The sequence below is a fragment of the Bacillus rugosus genome (assembly GCF_023238245.1).
GTDB classification, from domain to species: domain Bacteria; phylum Bacillota; class Bacilli; order Bacillales; family Bacillaceae; genus Bacillus; species Bacillus rugosus.
The window spans coordinates 2,740,188-2,755,627 of record NZ_CP096590.1; the positions used below are offsets into that span (position 1 = coordinate 2,740,188).

Annotated in this window: 13 protein-coding genes and 1 other annotated feature; of the genes, 1 reads left to right on the forward strand and 12 read right to left on the reverse strand. The window is 45.0% G+C overall.

Annotation, left to right across the window (positions count from 1 at the left end; all coding sequences use genetic code 11):
• Nucleotides 1-30 precede the first annotated feature (30 nt).
• The 6 genes from radC to valS all read right to left on the reverse strand — a co-directional run bounded on the left by radC (nt 31) and on the right by valS (nt 7,492).
• Nucleotides 31-726, reverse strand: coding sequence for a RadC family protein (gene radC / locus M0696_RS14005; RefSeq protein ID WP_166850041.1), 696 nt, complete (start codon nt 724-726; stop codon nt 31-33).
• A gap of 36 nt (nt 727-762) precedes the next feature.
• Nucleotides 763-1,332: a Maf family nucleotide pyrophosphatase gene (locus tag M0696_RS14010; RefSeq protein ID WP_248602075.1), complete on the reverse strand. Its 570-nt coding sequence runs from the start codon at nt 1,330-1,332 to the stop codon at nt 763-765.
• Nucleotides 1,333-1,482: 150 nt separating this feature from the next.
• On the reverse strand, nt 1,483-2,481 hold the full coding sequence (locus tag M0696_RS14015; RefSeq protein WP_248602076.1) for an SPOR domain-containing protein: 999 nt from the start codon (nt 2,479-2,481) through the stop codon (nt 1,483-1,485).
• 133 nt (nt 2,482-2,614) lie between these two features.
• A complete protein-coding gene (locus M0696_RS14020; protein ID WP_248602077.1) occupies nt 2,615-3,361 on the reverse strand; it encodes a prepilin peptidase in 747 nt (248 codons plus the stop codon).
• Nucleotides 3,362-3,497: 136 nt separating this feature from the next.
• Nucleotides 3,498-4,790, reverse strand: a complete 1,293-nt coding sequence (locus M0696_RS14025; RefSeq protein ID WP_248602078.1) for a bifunctional folylpolyglutamate synthase/dihydrofolate synthase — start codon at nt 4,788-4,790, stop codon at nt 3,498-3,500.
• A 59-nt stretch (nt 4,791-4,849) separates the two neighbouring features.
• On the reverse strand, nt 4,850-7,492 hold the full coding sequence (valS, locus tag M0696_RS14030; protein ID WP_248602079.1) for a valine--tRNA ligase: 2,643 nt from the start codon (nt 7,490-7,492) through the stop codon (nt 4,850-4,852).
• Between the two features lie 59 nt (nt 7,493-7,551).
• Nucleotides 7,552-7,774 (reverse strand) — a binding site (T-box leader).
• A gap of 165 nt (nt 7,775-7,939) precedes the next feature.
• Between valS and M0696_RS14035 the strand changes: the two genes are divergently transcribed.
• A complete protein-coding gene (locus M0696_RS14035; protein WP_003222590.1) occupies nt 7,940-8,131 on the forward strand; it encodes a hypothetical protein in 192 nt (63 codons plus the stop codon).
• Between the two features lie 18 nt (nt 8,132-8,149).
• On the opposite strand, the gene cotN is transcribed toward M0696_RS14035, so the two are convergent.
• The 6 genes from cotN to hemC form a co-directional block, all read right to left on the reverse strand.
• Entirely contained in the window at nt 8,150-9,175 is a 1,026-nt protein-coding gene (cotN, locus tag M0696_RS14040; protein WP_222143273.1) for a spore coat protein CotN, read from the reverse strand.
• A 32-nt stretch (nt 9,176-9,207) separates the two neighbouring features.
• Nucleotides 9,208-11,280: a LysM peptidoglycan-binding domain-containing protein gene (locus M0696_RS14045; protein WP_248602080.1), complete on the reverse strand. Its 2,073-nt coding sequence runs from the start codon at nt 11,278-11,280 to the stop codon at nt 9,208-9,210.
• 133 nt (nt 11,281-11,413) lie between these two features.
• A complete protein-coding gene (gene hemL, locus M0696_RS14050) occupies nt 11,414-12,706 on the reverse strand; it encodes a glutamate-1-semialdehyde 2,1-aminomutase (RefSeq protein WP_222143275.1) in 1,293 nt (430 codons plus the stop codon).
• A gap of 29 nt (nt 12,707-12,735) precedes the next feature.
• Nucleotides 12,736-13,710, reverse strand: a complete 975-nt coding sequence (hemB, locus tag M0696_RS14055; RefSeq protein WP_166850014.1) for a porphobilinogen synthase — start codon at nt 13,708-13,710, stop codon at nt 12,736-12,738.
• A complete protein-coding gene (gene hemD / locus M0696_RS14060; protein WP_222143276.1) occupies nt 13,707-14,495 on the reverse strand; it encodes a uroporphyrinogen-III synthase in 789 nt (262 codons plus the stop codon). The genes hemB and hemD overlap by 4 nt, the downstream gene beginning before the upstream one ends.
• Nucleotides 14,485-15,426, reverse strand: coding sequence for a hydroxymethylbilane synthase (gene hemC / locus M0696_RS14065; protein WP_222143277.1), 942 nt, complete (start codon nt 15,424-15,426; stop codon nt 14,485-14,487). The genes hemD and hemC overlap by 11 nt, the downstream gene beginning before the upstream one ends.
• Nucleotides 15,427-15,440 lie beyond the last annotated feature (14 nt).

Here is a 15,440-nt window from a genome sequence, read left to right on the forward strand (position 1 = left end):
TTATAGCTTAATTCGACGAAAAAAAAAGTGTTACAAATATCCTTTTTCCTTTAAACTCACAAATTTTTTGTCCCCGATCACCAAATGGTCAAGCAGCTCGATGCCAATCAGGTTTCCGCATTCAAACAGCCGTCTTGTCACTTCAATATCTTCCCTGCTCGGCGTCGGATCTCCAGAAGGATGATTATGAACACAGATAAAGGAAGCGGCAGAGCGTTTAAACGCTTCTTTAAACACCTCTCGCGGATGGACAATAGATGAATTCAGGCTTCCGATAAAAACAGTGCGTTTATGGATGACTTGGTTTTTTGTATTTAAGTATAAACAGACAAAATGCTCCTGGGTTAAAAAGCGCATATCCTCCATGACAAGATTTGCGCCGTCTTCCGGGGAGCGAATGACGAAATGTTCTTCGTTGGCTAATTTATGAATACGGCTTCCAAGCTCAACCGCCGCCAGTATTTGAACCGCTTTTACCATACCGATTCCCGGGATGCTCGACAGCTCTTCAACAGAGGCTTCTTTCAGCAGCCGCAACCCGTCAAAAGAGCGCAGCAGCCGGTTTGACAGGTCCATAACAGATTCTTGTTTAGTGCCTGTCCGCAATAATATAGCCAAAAGTTCATGACTCGCTAGGTTCTCGGCTCCGACTTTCAGGAGCCGTTCTCTTGGCTTTTCTTTCGTTGGGAAATCTCTGAGTTTTAATGGCAGATCGTGTATGATCAAGCACTCCTTTTCTTTCCCTTCCCGTTTATAGAACCGTCATGCCTTTATATCAAAATGGCGAAGAGCTCTCATCGTTTTTGATATAGGAAGGCCCATGACTGAATAATAATCTCCGTCTATTTTCTTTACAAAAAGCGCGCCTCTTCCTTGGATGCCATATGCACCTGCTTTATCCATCGGCTCTTTTGTTTCAATATAAGTCCAAATCTCTTCTTCACTGAGAGGCCAAAACGTAACTTCTGTCTTATCAAAAAAAGTCTCGCTGTGATTTTCGGCTTGTATGCTGACTGCGGTGATTACTGAATGACTTCGACCTGAAAGCCTCCGCAGCATAGAAGCAGCTTCTTCTTGATCTTTCGGTTTACCGAGGCAATTGCCGTCCAGGCATACCATTGTATCAGCTCCGATAACAATTGCATGCGGATGGAGATCAGCTATAGCCTTAGCTTTTTGTTTTGCCAACCATTGGACGTTTTCTTCAGGTGAAAAGTTTCGATTTAATTTTTCCTCTACTTCACTGACAATAATGGAGTAGGGCAGCTGGAGAAGATCGAGGAGTTCTTTCCTGCGCGGAGATTGTGATGCAAGTATTAGCGGCTTTGTCATGTTCGTCATCCTTTCAGGGTTTGCTTAAGAAAAAAAGATACTCGTTTATCCTACCAAATCACGAGGCTTGTCACAATTTCAGAAAAATAACTTTTTCATGACAAAATAAAAAAGCCTGTCACTAAAGGACAAAGGCTCAGGCACTTTCTCTTATTTAATGACGGCTAACAGTTGCTGCTGAGCCTTCCATCCGGCTTCAGCACTTGGGTCCTCTAATTCCTTTAATGCCTGCAAAATCGCTTTTTTCTCTCCTGCTTCTGATGCTTCTGTTTCACCAAGCGACTTTTCTATTTTTTCTACACTCGTTTTTGTAATATCTTCACCGAGAATTGCCTTTGCTGCAAGCTCAGCTGTTTCCTTGAAAGAATCTGTCATATCTGACTCTATTGATAAGGAAAGCTCCTTGCCTCCCCAAGCTTCAAAATCGCTGTCGATTAAAATCTGCCCTAACTGCTGTGACACGTCCTTATCACTGGCTAAGCCTGCGATGACATACGTATACCCGTCATCCTTTGACAGTGAAACTGCGGAATAACCTTTTTCAGTCAGCTGTTCTGTTAACGTTTCGGCACCCTTTTCATTTGAAAATTTTCCGGCTTGTACAGCGTACGTTTTATATGTACCTTCAGCTGGTGCCGCCTGTTTCTCCGCGCCTGAGCTTTGTTTATCAGCAGAAACATCTCCGGCTTTTACCGTTTGGCTGCCCAGAGAATCATCTAAAGAGGCTGGTGCTGCCGCTTCTTTATTGCCCGAGATGTTCAACGCGAATAAACCTAATCCGGTGCCTATGACAGCTGCAAAGGCAATCGTCGCCGCCACTCTTTTTACCGGCTTGGCAGTCCCGGCCTTTCCTTTTGCATACAGCTTTGTTTTTTTCTTTTGGTAAGGCGGAACGACTTTTGGATCTTCTTTAAACACCTTGTCCTCTTCTGAATCCCAGTTAAATTCATCTTCATCGGGATGTTCATGGGAAGCCGCGACCTCCTGTTCTGCCTTTCTCTTTTCCTCCCAATTTGAAAATGTCATGTTTTTATCCGTCTCAGTCTCAGGCGTTTCTTGTTCGTAAACCGTCTCTTCTTTTCCATTAATCGTCACCTTGAGGGCTTTTTCTGCGGCTTTACTGTTTTTTTTATTCTTCCTTTTTTTCAATTCCGCTTCCTCCCTTCATTTGCTTGACCGTTCTTGTCGGCTTTTCATGCTACACACTTTAGCACAGGCGAAAAAAAAAAGAACAAGACTTTTGTCGTCTTGTCCAAAAAACGTTCGTCAAATTTTTCAGCGGTCAGCCCATTGCCATTTTAATATAAAAAGAAATGATAGAGTCACCGTATAAATAGGCTAAAATGCTCCCTGCCGCAATTGCGGGGGCAAAGGGAAGCGGCTGCCCTTTGGCGAGTCTACCAGTCAGAACGGCTGCCGCTCCATACAATGCACCTATCAAAACAGAAAAGAAAAAGGCAGCTGCCAGCATTTTCACACCGAGCATAAAGCCAATCACCGCAAATAATTTAATATCTCCTCCCCCTATTCCTCCACGGGTGATTGCAGCAATTAAGGCCAGAAATAGAAACCCGGCGGCAGCACCTAACAGGCCGGCATACCAGGGATCAAGCGGAGAAATCAATCTTGCACCCGCCAAAAAGGGAAGAAAGAAAACCAATATTCGATTTGGAATCAGCATAAAATGAATATCTGTCACTGCAACAATGATAAGAAGAGAGATAAACACAACAGCAGGAAACAGTTCAAGCGACGTGCCAAAGCGTATTCCTGCGGCGGCAAATAAACACGCTGCCACAAGCTCTATTACGGGATACATAATAGAAATCCTCTGCCCGCAGCTTTTACATTTACCTTTTTGGAAAAGGAATGACAGGATGGGAATTAATTCTGCAGGAGTTAAGGTCCGCCGGCAAAACGAGCATGATGAACGGGGCGCGATAATAGATAGATGTAAGGGGATACGGCGCCCGGCCGTATAATAAAATGAACCAAGGATTAGCCCGAGGATAAAAAGAATGGGAAGCATAGACAACACACCTTTACAAGATACTGGTATGGATTGTAGCAAAGTGAGCGGGCTGAATTCTAATCGGGAATATTCAATTTTACACATAAAAACCCCGGCAGAATCTCATTTTTTGATACTGCCGGGGCTGGACGCCTTATTTCAACCTTTTGCGAAGGTCAGAAATAAAATAAAGTGATCCCGTAATCAGCACAATTTCATTTGAACCCTTTTTGCTTTCTATGAATTCGAGCACATCGCCAGGATCTTCACTCCAGCTTTTATTGCTGATTTCACTTGCATCATAGAGATCTTTTGCAAGAGAAGCACGCGGGAAATCAAAAGAAGCAAAATGAATCGCATGCGCTATGGTTTCCAGTTTCTTAATCATGTTTTGATACGGTTTGTCCTTTAACGCGCTAAACACCACAGAAATGCGAGAATCAGGGAAACGCTGTTTCATCGTTTCCGCCAACTTTTCAACGCCTTCTTCGTTATGCGCACCATCTAAGTATACCGGCGGATGTTCCTGAACAAGCTCTAAGCGACCCGGCCAAGCAGCCTTTACAAGCCCGCTTCTTAACGCTTCATCACTGATATGGGCAATGTTCTCCCTATTAAGCCACTCAGCAGCCAAAATGGACAAAGCCGCATTTTGTCTTTGATGGGTGCCGATCAGAGATGTTCGAACATCTTCATAACACTTCTCGGCCGTTTTGAATGAAAACTGTTCTCCCGCAGGCAGAGCCTCTTCATTAAAAATAACACATGTATCATGTAATGACTGGAACGGCGCAGCATGTCGTTCAGCTTCATAACGAATGACCTGTAAGGCTTCCGGCTGAGTAACAGCTGTAACAATAGGTATACCTTCTTTAATAATTCCGGCCTTTTCTCCAGCAATTTCTTCAATGGTGTTTCCAAGAATGTTCATATGGTCGTGTCCGATGCTTGTAATCATAGTTAAAAGCGGTTCAACTACATTCGTAGAATCGAATCTACCTCCAAGACCTGTTTCAAAAATAACAAAGTCGACCTTATGAAACTCTGCAAAATATAAAAATGCACAAGCCGTCATAATTTCAAATTCTGTCGGCTGTCCGTATTCCGTTTGATCCAGCGCTTCAACGTGCGGTTTCATCTGATTGACGAGTGCTGTCCATTCCTCATCTGAAATCGGTGTCCCGTTAACGCTGATCCGTTCATTAAACGTAATGATATAAGGTGACGTAAACGTTCCAACCGTATATCCGGCTTCTTGCAGCATAGAACGGATAAAAGCGACAGTTGATCCTTTACCGTTTGTTCCTGCGACGTGGAACGCGCGGATTTTCTTTTCAGGATGCCCTAACCGCGTCATCAGCTGCTCCATTCGGCCAAGTCCGGGCTTCACTCCGAATTTCAGCCGCCCGTGAATCCAGCTGCGCGCTTCTTCATATGCAGTAAACAATGATAATCCCCTCTTTTATAAGACAAGGCGGTTTCTCTAGAAACCGCCCCGGCTTTTCATTAGCCCTTCAGCTCAGCCATTCGTTTTTGAACAGCGTCACGCTTTGCCACATAATCTTTTTCTTTTTCACGTTCTTCATCAATTACGTGCGCAGGCGCTTTTTTCATAAACCCTTCATTACCAAGTTTCTTTTGGACGCGCTCGACTTCTTTCGTCAGCTTGTCAAATTCTTTTTGCAGACGGGCAATTTCTTCATCAATATTAATTAAGCCTTCTAGCGGAAGAATAACCTCTGCTCCTGAGACAACGGCCGTCATCGCTTTATCAACAGCCTCGATATCCGTGCCGATTTTAAGCACGCTCGGATTCGTAAAGCGTTCAACATATGAACGGTTCGCTTCGAGACGGGCTGCTATTTCATCTGTGCTTGTTTTAATATACAATTCGACTTGCTTGCTCATTGGCGTATTGACTTCACTGCGGATATTACGTACAGAACGAATCAGCTCAACAAGAAGCTTCATGTCAGCTGCCGCTTCAGTATCGGTATGCTCCGGTACTACAACAGGCCATTGACTTACTGTAATCGATTCCCCTTGATGAGGAAGGTGCTGCCAAATTTCCTCCGTTAAGAATGGCATAAACGGATGGAGCAGGCGCATCGTTTGATCCAGTACGTAAGCAAGGATGGAACGGGTTGTTTTCTTAGCCGCTTCGTCTTCTCCGTAAAGCGGAAGCTTCGCCATTTCAATATACCAATCACAGAAATCATCCCAAATAAAGTTATATAAATGGCGTCCGACTTCACCAAATTCATATCGATCAGCAAGCTGGGTCACGTGTTCGATTGTTTCATTTAATCGCGTTAAAATCCATTTGTCAGCAACTGATTTTTCGCCTGACAAATCGAGCTCATCGTATGTCATGCCGTCCATGTTCATTAATGCAAAACGGGAGGCATTCCAAATCTTATTGGCAAAATTCCATGTCGATTCCACTTTTTCATAACTGAAGCGCAGATCTTGGCCAGGAGAGCTTCCAGTCGCAAGGAAATAACGCAGAGAATCGGCTCCATACTTGTCAATGACATCCATCGGATCGACACCGTTGCCGAGAGATTTACTCATTTTCCGGCCTTGCTCGTCACGGATTAAGCCATGGATCAAAACATCTTTGAACGGGCGCTCGCCTGTAAATTCAATGCCTTGGAAAATCATGCGTGATACCCAGAAGAAAATGATATCGTACCCTGTCACGAGTACGTCTGTCGGGTAGTACCGTTTAAAGTCTTCAGCCGTTACATCAGGCCAGCCCATAGTGGAGAAAGGCCAGAGTGCAGAACTGAACCATGTATCCAGTACGTCTGTATCCTGTTCCCAATTTTCGCTGTCCTCAGGCGCTTCAAGCCCGACATATAACTCGCCTGTTTCTTTGTGATACCAAGCCGGAATGCGGTGGCCCCACCACAACTGACGGGAAATACACCAGTCGCGGATATTTTCCATCCAGTGTAAATACGTTTTTTCGAAACGGTCAGGCACAAAGTTGATTTTTTCTTCTTTCTTTTGCAGCTCAATCGCTTCATCAGCAAGCGGCTGCATGCGCACAAACCATTGTGTAGAAAGATAAGGCTCAACAACAACCCCGCTTCGTTCACTATGGCCGACAGAGTGCATATGATCCTCGATTTTGAAGAGAACTCCCGCCTCCTGTAAATCTTTTACGAGCTTTTTGCGGCATTCAAAACGATCCATACCTTGATATTGCAGGGCATTTTCATTCATCGTTCCGTCTTCATTCATGACAAGAATGCGTTCTAAATTGTGGCGGTTGCCAAGCTCGAAATCGTTCGGATCATGAGCAGGCGTAATTTTCACTGCACCAGAACCAAATTCCATATCAACGTAGTCATCACCGACAATCGGAATTTCACGATTTGTAATCGGCAGGATCACCGTTTTTCCGATAAGATCCTTATAGCGTTCATCTTCAGGATGAACAGCAACAGCTGTATCACCAAGCATCGTTTCAGGACGTGTCGTCGCAATTTCAATCGAACCTGAACCGTCAGCGAGCGGATAGCTCATATGATAGAACGCGCCTTGAACATCCTTGTAAATGACCTCAATGTCGGATAGGGCTGTTTTTGTCGCAGGGTCCCAGTTAATAATATATTCGCCTCTGTAGATCAGGCCTTTTTCATAAAGCTTAACGAAAACTTCGCGAACCGCTTTGCTTAAGCCTTCATCCAGCGTAAAACGTTCACGGGAATAATCAAGGCCAAGCCCTAATTTCGCCCACTGGCTGCGAATAAAGTCAGCATACTCTTCTTTCCACTTCCACGTTTCTTCGAGGAATTTCTCGCGGCCCAAATCGTAGCGGGATTTGCCTTCTTCACGAAGTTTCGCTTCCACTTTAGCCTGTGTCGCGATGCCGGCGTGGTCCATACCCGGAAGCCACAGCACATCATAGCCCTGCATGCGTTTCATTCTTGTTACAATGTCTTGCAGCGTTGTGTCCCACGCGTGGCCAAGGTGAAGTCTTCCTGTTACGTTTGGCGGCGGAATGACAACAGAGTATGGCTCTTTTGTCTGGTCACTGCCAGCTTCGAAAAATTTGCCTTTTAGCCAAAAATCATATCGGTCTTTTTCAACTGCTGCCGGATCGTATTTCGTCGGCATTGTTTGTTCATTCGTTTCCATGATAACCCTCCAGCATGTTTAAAAATGGCTGAGAACGAAAAAAGAGCTTTTCATCCCTGTAAAAGGACGAAAAGCTCTTTCGCGGTACCACCTTTTTTCATGAACTCTATCAGTTCATGCACTTACAACGGATAACGGGTGTTTCCCGAATTTCTCTACTCTTCTTTCAAGAAATTATGCTCCCGGGCGACCTTCCAATCAGACAACATAAGAAACCTTTCAGCAAACGGCTTCTCTCTCTGCATGCGCCTTTTTTGTACTCTTCCCGTTCTAAGCAGGTGTATTTATCAGCTCATTATATACATTATTTATGTTCTTTATTATAGTAAAAGTGTTTTTGATTCGTCAATCATCTTTTCCAAAAACGCCGCTTTCTATACAGATGGGCAGGCACCTATTGCCCAAGTTTACATATGATGCTTGTAAATGCGTAGAGGAGGATGCACCGTGAAGAAACGTTTCAGCTCTTATTCGCTCCCGCCGTGGGTTAGGCAAATTCGGCTTGTATCCGCACAAGTGATTATTCCCATTACGATTTTTCAAGGAATCAGAACTATTTTCTTTCCGACAACCTTTGATGTTTTGCTGCTCGCAATCCTAATCTTTTTAGCTTGCGCCCTTCATTTAGAATGGATATAAACAAACAAGTCCGCGCCATTAAGACGTGGACTCGTTTTCAGCCTGGAATTTTTTCTCTTGTTCTACCTGATGGATTTTCATCACAAACGGCTCTATATTTTTCATTTGCCAATAAGCCTTTAATAATTGCGTACATTCATTTTTTTCATGCTGTCTTTTTCCGGTTTGATAACGGTTCAGCACCTTGTACATGGCCGTCGGATATGCCATATAGCTGAGAAAAAGGCTGACTTCCGCATCACGCAAAGGGAATGATTTCGTGTATGCATAAAACCATTCGACGCATTCCGGACAAGCTTTCGGAAAGCCTCTGAACATTTTTGTATAAAAGCCCAGTAAGTCGTTTTGCGGCGGGCCGGCAGACGCTCTTTCGAAATTTGTGAAATATCCGGTCCCGGCATCATTATACAGAAAATGGTGTATAGACAGGCTGCCGTGGTTTATCACAACCCTTGAGACGCCCTTTTCTTTTGCCGACTCATACCAGTCTTCCAACCGCTCCAGCGCAAAGTTCACCGCCGAAATGGTTTCTGAAAAATAGGTTACGGCCTGGAGTTCAAAAGGGGAAAGGTACCATTCCTTCTCAGCTCTGTCTACAAACTGTTCATAAAAAATTTTATCATGTTCCCACTTTTTTTTCGTTTGTCCGTAATAACGTTCAATATCATCACGGCTGGCCTTTATTTCCTGCGCGGTTCTCTCGTGAAGACGGGCTGTTTCTCTAAATAAATAAGCATGCTTCTGATCCAGTTCTTCCTCCTGGTCAAATTGGAGCCAAGGCATTAAATAATAGGAATCTCCGGATTGTATACCTTCTGAGAAAAACTCACCGCTATTTGTTCTGTAAACGGGAACAAATGAACGAAAACCTTTTTCTTCAATCGCCACCATATGATCTGTGAACTGTTTGCTGCGAGCTGATTTCAATTTTTTCAGGGCAAATATGCCGTAGTCTGTATACACTTTCCACACAAGAGGACTGACAGGCTCAATAAATTGAGCAATCAGTCCGTATTTCTGAAGAACCGATTGGGTATCTTCCATTCCATTCACCACATTTTCCGATCGCTTACGGTTTACGCATGGCTGTTGTTATATTGAGGAATATAGAGGATCTGTCCTGCTTTCAATTCATCGTCCAAGGCTAAAGAATTCATTCTGATCAGCTGCTGGGATGTGATTTCATACCGTTCGCATAAACGTTCGATCGTATCTTCCTGCTGAACAATGCATATTTTCATTCTCGAAAACTCTTCCTCTTCTCTCGTAAAGAGTTTTGTTAAATAAAGAGAATTATCACTTTCCTTTGTTTGAGGTTCCTTCGTTTCAGCAGCAGGAGCAACCCTAGGAACAGCATTCGCTTCCTTCCTTTCAGTCTCTGAGGTATCAGGCAGCTGGAAGGACTGAAGAGGTGTTTCTTCCTCAGGCTCATTCGCCGGTGGTATTTTTCTCACTTCAATTTCAAAACTTTCTTCCGCTTGTTCCTCCTCTTCCAGCAACTTAGGCGCCGAATAAAAAGAATCCTCCTCTTCATGTTCGGGCAGGAAGGTACGGTATGCCGGTGCAGGCTCTTCTTGAGTTGCCTCCTCCAAGTTTGCTTTTTGATTGAAATGAAGCTGTAAAGCGGTTTCGTCATTCTCCACATTTGGAGCTGAGGCTGGTTTCTTCTCTCTGCTTTCTTCTATGGAAAGTACGGCCTGAGATTCAGTCTCCTGAGCTTCATCCGCTACTTGACGAAGCGCGGGTTCAGCATGTTCTAGTTGAGCCGCTTCTTTCTCTTCATGACGGAGTGCGGGCTCAGCATGTTCTAGTTGAGCCGCTTCTTTCTCTTCATGACGGAGTGCGGGCTCAGCGTGTTCCGGTTGAGCTGCTTCTTTCTCTTCTCGACGGAGTGCGGGCTCAGCGTGTTCCGGTTGAACTGCTTCTTTCTCTTCTCGACGGAGTGCAGGCTCAGCGTGCTCCGGTTGAGCTGCTTCTTTCTCTTCTCGACGGAGTGCAGGCTCAGCGTGCTCCGGTTGAGCTGCTTCTTTCTCTTCATGACGAAGGGCAGGCTCAGCGTGTTCCGGTTGAGCTGCTTCTTTCTCTTCATGACGAAGGGCAGGCTCCGCGACTTCTGGTTGAGCCGTTTTTTCATTTTGAGCCTCTTGGCGCAACGCATATTCAAGAATAGGAGACACTGATGTTTCTGCTTTCTCCTTAGAACTCACAGTCTCTGCATGTAACTCAGCTTCCAAAGCAGGCGATTCTTCTGTTCTCGAATCTTCACGAAGCTCAGCCTCCGCTGGAAGGTCCTCTTCTTCACGAACATCTGCTATTGCAGCTGCTGGCTCTAGCGTTTCATTTTCTGCTTTAACGATCTCAATCTCTATTTCTGAAGCATCATGTTCTGGCTCAGCTGCTTCTGTCTCATATTCTTCACGACTTTCTGCTTCCCGCACCAGAAGCTCTGACGGCTCACCTTCCTCTTTCACACCTTTTCGCGCCTCGGATTCTGAAGCGACTGATTCCGGCGGCGCAGCTTCTGCTTTTTCTGTTTCCAGCTCTTCACGTAGCCCCGCTTTCGAGACAAAGAGTTCTGGCGGTTCAGCTGGCGTTTCATCCTGCAGAACTGCTTCCGCTGCCGAAGGTGAACCCGTTTCTACTGCACTTTGTATTGGCGGCTCTGAAAACTCTTCCGCTTCGATTGCCGCAGGTGCCTCATATAGAGAAATCTCCGGCTCTTTGTCAGCGGTATCATCCAAAAGCCCTTCGATCGCTAAATCAGCCTGAATCGTTAAAATCCGTGAATCCGTTAATTGGTAGTCAAATGCGTCAATAAAGACGAAGACATCCTGTAAATGGCTCACTTTATTTTTAGGAATGGTAATATCCACCGGAAAACAGTGAGTCAGTTCTGCGCTTCCATCCTCTCTCTTTCTGACTTCTTCAACAAACCGCTTATCTGTATAAAACTCTTCGGTATGTTTGTTTTGATCTATGTTGTACTCACCTGTAAGTTCAAGCGATCCTCTGATTGATACATAATCATTTACTTCCTGAACCCTAATATCAGGATCTAATGAAATAGAAAGCAGTTCAGAAACTTCCTGTCCTTTTTGGAAACAGATCGATTCTTCTACAGAAAATTGCAATCGATGATTTTGCGGCAAGTTCATATCCTCCTTTCATCTAATCCTTAAAATTAGATGTCACTAAAGGTGTATGTATGAACTGGGAAAAATATGAGTGGGCGAGCACAGAAAAAAACCGGTACAAGGATGTCCTTGATACCGGTTTTCACTCTTAGCCGCGGCTGATCTCAGCAAATACTTTCTCAGCTGCCTGGATTGTTTTTTCAATATCTTCATTAGTATGGGCCGTTGAAAGAAAAAGGCCTTCGAATTGTGATGGCGGTAAGAATACACCTTCATTTGCCATCCCTTTATAATAGTTAGCAAACAGCTTCAAATCAGATGCTTTGGCTGTTTCATAATTGATAACAGGTTCGTTTGTAAAGAAGAAACCGATCATTGAACCTGCGCGGTTAAAGGTATGCGGAATGCCATGAGCCTCAGCAGCTTTAGAAATGCCTTCTTCCAGCCTGTCGCCTTTTTTGATGAAATTCTTGTAGGATTCAGGTGTCAGCTGTTTCAATGTTTCTAAGCCAGCCGTCATCGCAAGCGGGTTGCCTGACAATGTGCCGGCCTGATAAATTGGACCGCTTGGAGCGATCTGCTCCATGATTTCAGCCTTTCCGCCATAAGCACCGACAGGAAGTCCGCCCCCGATTACTTTTCCTAAACAAGTCAGATCAGGCGTTACGCCGAAGTATCCTTGAGCACAATTATAATCGACCCGGAAGCCTGTCATTACTTCATCAAAAATCAGCAGTGAACCGTATTGCTCAGTGACATCACGCAAACCTTGCAGGAAGCCTTCTTGCGGCGGAACAACTCCCATATTTCCGGCAACCGGTTCTACAATAACTCCCGCAATGTCTTCACCGAATTGCTGGAAAGCAAGCTTTACACTTTCTAAATCATTGTACGGAACCGTGATGGTGTTTTTCGCGGTGCCTTCAGGTACACCAGGGCTGTCAGGCAGACCGAGAGTGGCAACTCCTGAACCCGCTTTAATCAAGAGGGAATCGCCGTGCCCGTGGTAGCAGCCCTCAAATTTTAAAATCTTATTGCGGCCCGTATAGCCTCTTGCCAAACGAAGAGCACTCATTGTAGCCTCTGTTCCGGAGCTGACCATTCGTACAATTTCTACAGATGGCACACGATCAATGACGAGCTTTGCCAGTTCATTTTCCACTTCAGTCGGAGCACCGAAGCTTGTCCCGTATTCAGCCACTTTTTTGAGGCTCTCTACGACGCGGTCATTTGTATGCCCTAAAATTAAGGGCCCCCATGACAAAACGTAGTCAATATATTCATTTCCGTCAATATCAAAGATTTTTGAGCCTTTTCCGCGCTCCATAAAAATCGGGTCCATGTCTACCGATTTAAAAGCGCGAACGGGACTGTTCACACCGCCCGGCATGAGTTTTTGCGCTTCTTTAAAAGCCGCTTTTGATTTTTCATAGCTTCTCATCTGCCTCAACTCCTGTCAACTGAATAAAATTACTCCGCAAGCCATTTCGCTGCGTCTTTGGCATGATACGTGATAATCAGGTCAGCACCTGCACGCTTCATGCTTGTCAAAATTTCTAACACTATTTCTTTTTCTTTGATCCAGCCGTTTTGCGCTGCAGCCTTTACCATTGAATACTCTCCGCTAACATTATAAGCGACAAGCGGCAAAGCAAACTCATTTTTTACGTCACGCATGATATCCATATATGAAAGCGAAGGTTTGACAATCAAAAAGTCCGCGCCTTCCTCGACATCTGATTGTGCTTCGCGGAGAGCTTCCATACGGTTGGCAGGGTCCATCTGATATGTTTTGCGGTCCCCAAATTGCGGTGTGCTGTTTGCTGCGTCACGGAACGGACCGTAAAACTCACTTGAATATTTCACAGCATAAGACATGATTGGAATATTGACGAATCCTTCTTTATCAAGCGCTTCTCGGATCACTGTAACAAATCCGTCCATCATGTTTGAAGGCGCAATGACATCAGCACCTGCTTTCGCTTGGCTGACAGCTGTCTGCGCCAAAAGCTCAAGTGATTCATCATTGAGGATGACCCCGTCTTTGACAAGTCCGCAATGGCCGTGGTCTGTATATTCGCATAAGCATGTATCAGCGACAACAACCATCTCAGGGAAGTGTTTTTTAATTTCTGTGATGGCTTTTTGGACGATGCCGTGATCATGGTACGCTTGCGTTCCGCAATCATCTTTTTCTTCCGGGATGCCGAACACGATGACAGATTGAATGCCCAGTTTAACCAGCTCTGCCACTTCATCCTTCAATAGATCTAATGATACATGATAAACATCAGGCATTGACGGAACAGCTTTTTTGCCTTCCAGCCCTTCAACGACAAAAATCGGATAAATAAAATCCGATGGGTGCAAACGTGTTTCCTTTACCATCTCTCTCATTGTTTTTGATGACCGCAGACGGCGGTGTCTGTTAAATGATTGACTCATATTCTCTCTTCCTCTCTTGACATGCTGCACATTAACTCAAGCATGCCATCTATTGTAAATGTATCAGGCGTATGCGATGTAATGCCATACGTCAGCAGTGCGTCCCTTGTTAAAGGCCCGATGCTGATAAAGGCCGATCTGTTCGCCTGCCACTTTTTCAATTCTTCTCCCAAGACATGCATAAACGTATGTACGGTTGATGAACTCGTAAATGTCACATAGTCAAATGAATATTGGCCCGCAGCCTCTTTCAGTGCCTCGATGCCCTCTTCATCTGGAATCGTTTCATAGACAACCCATTCCTTCACTTCAAAACCGAGCGGGACAAGCTCCTGTTTTATCACATCACGTGACAAATTACCTTTAATCACTGTAATTCGTTCCGCCGGTTCAGCATGCTGCTTAAGGGCCTCCGCCAACTGTTCAGCGATATAGTCCTTAGGCATTACATCAACCGATACGTTATGCGTTTCCAAACGGCGAGCCGTTTTTTCACCGACAGCCGCAATTTTTTTATGCGCTGGAAGAATGAGCTGATTTTCCTTTAGATAAGAAAAAAAGAAGTCTGCTCCGTTCACACTTGTAAAAACAAGCCAGCCGGGCGCGGCAAGATCCTCTTTCAACTGTTTTGCAAGATCATTCGGCAAAGCGCCGCGAAACGTAATCAAAGAGGTCAAAACCGCTTTTCCGCCAAGTGCCTCCACTTTTTGCTGAAACGATTTTGCCTGCGCCTTATTCCGGGTGACAAGGACTGTTTTTCCCTTCAGCGGAAAATCATTTTCCATCCTCATCAAGCTCCCGTTTTACACGATCAATTAATTCTTTGGCCCCTTTGTCAGCCATAAGAGCGGCACAGCGCTTTCCTACTTCCTCCGGATCGTTTCCGGTGACAGTTTCTTTATAAATGATTTTGCCGTCAGGAGAAGCGACAAGCCCTGTCAATTCGATTTCATCCCGCTCGTTTAATACTGAGTAGCCTGCGATCGGAACCTGGCATCCGCCCTCCATCGCGTTTAAATAAGCACGTTCCGCCAACACGGTCCGTTTTGTATACTCATCCGTAAACTGAGTAAACAACGCCAATAGCTCTTCATCCGATTCTCTGCACTCAATCGCCAGTGCTCCCTGGCCCACAGCAGGCAAACAGCGCTCAGGGTCTAGGAATTCGGTGACGACATCTTGCTTCCAGCCCATTCTGGAAAGGCCGGCAGCAGCTAAAATAATCGCGTCATAATCCTCAGTTTCCAGCTTTTGAAGTCTCGTATCTATATTACCTCTAATCCATTTAATTGTAATGTCAGGACGCTCGATCAAAAGCTGTGCACTTCTTCTTAAACTGCTTGTGCCGATGACAGCGCCTTCCTTCATTTCTGAAAGCTTTACCCGATTCTTTGAAATAAGGGCATCACGAGGGTCTTCCCGTTCAGGAATACAGCCGATCACAAGGCCTTCAGGCAAAGCAGCAGGCATGTCCTTCATGCTGTGTACCGCCATATCAATGTCTTCGTTCAAAAGCGCTTGTTCAATCTCTTTGACAAACAGCCCTTTTCCGCCCACTTTCGAGAGCGTAACATTGACGATCCGGTCGCCCTTTGTCACGATTTCTTTGATTTCAAAGGCAAATGAAGGATTGATTTCCTTTAGTTTTTGAATGACCCATTTTGTTTGAGTCATAGCGAGTTTGCTCCGTCTGGAACCTACTTTTATTGTTCTCATTGTTTTCTTTCCTC

Coding starts and splice junctions, on each gene's coding strand:
- hemD (WP_222143276.1), bottom strand. CDS start 14,495: ATGGAAAATGATTTTCCGCTGAAGGGAAAAACAGTCCTTGTCACCCGG.
- cotN (WP_222143273.1), bottom strand. CDS start 9,175: ATGGAAGATACCCAATCGGTTCTTCAGAAATACGGACTGATTGCTCAA.
- hemB (WP_166850014.1), bottom strand. CDS start 13,710: ATGAGTCAATCATTTAACAGACACCGCCGTCTGCGGTCATCAAAAACA.
- valS (WP_248602079.1), bottom strand. CDS start 7,492: ATGGAAACGAATGAACAAACAATGCCGACGAAATACGATCCGGCAGCA.
- hemC (WP_222143277.1), bottom strand. CDS start 15,426: ATGAGAACAATAAAAGTAGGTTCCAGACGGAGCAAACTCGCTATGACT.
- M0696_RS14010 (WP_248602075.1), bottom strand. CDS start 1,332: ATGACAAAGCCGCTAATACTTGCATCACAATCTCCGCGCAGGAAAGAA.
- hemL (WP_222143275.1), bottom strand. CDS start 12,706: ATGAGAAGCTATGAAAAATCAAAAGCGGCTTTTAAAGAAGCGCAAAAA.
- M0696_RS14020 (WP_248602077.1), bottom strand. CDS start 3,361: ATGCTTCCCATTCTTTTTATCCTCGGGCTAATCCTTGGTTCATTTTAT.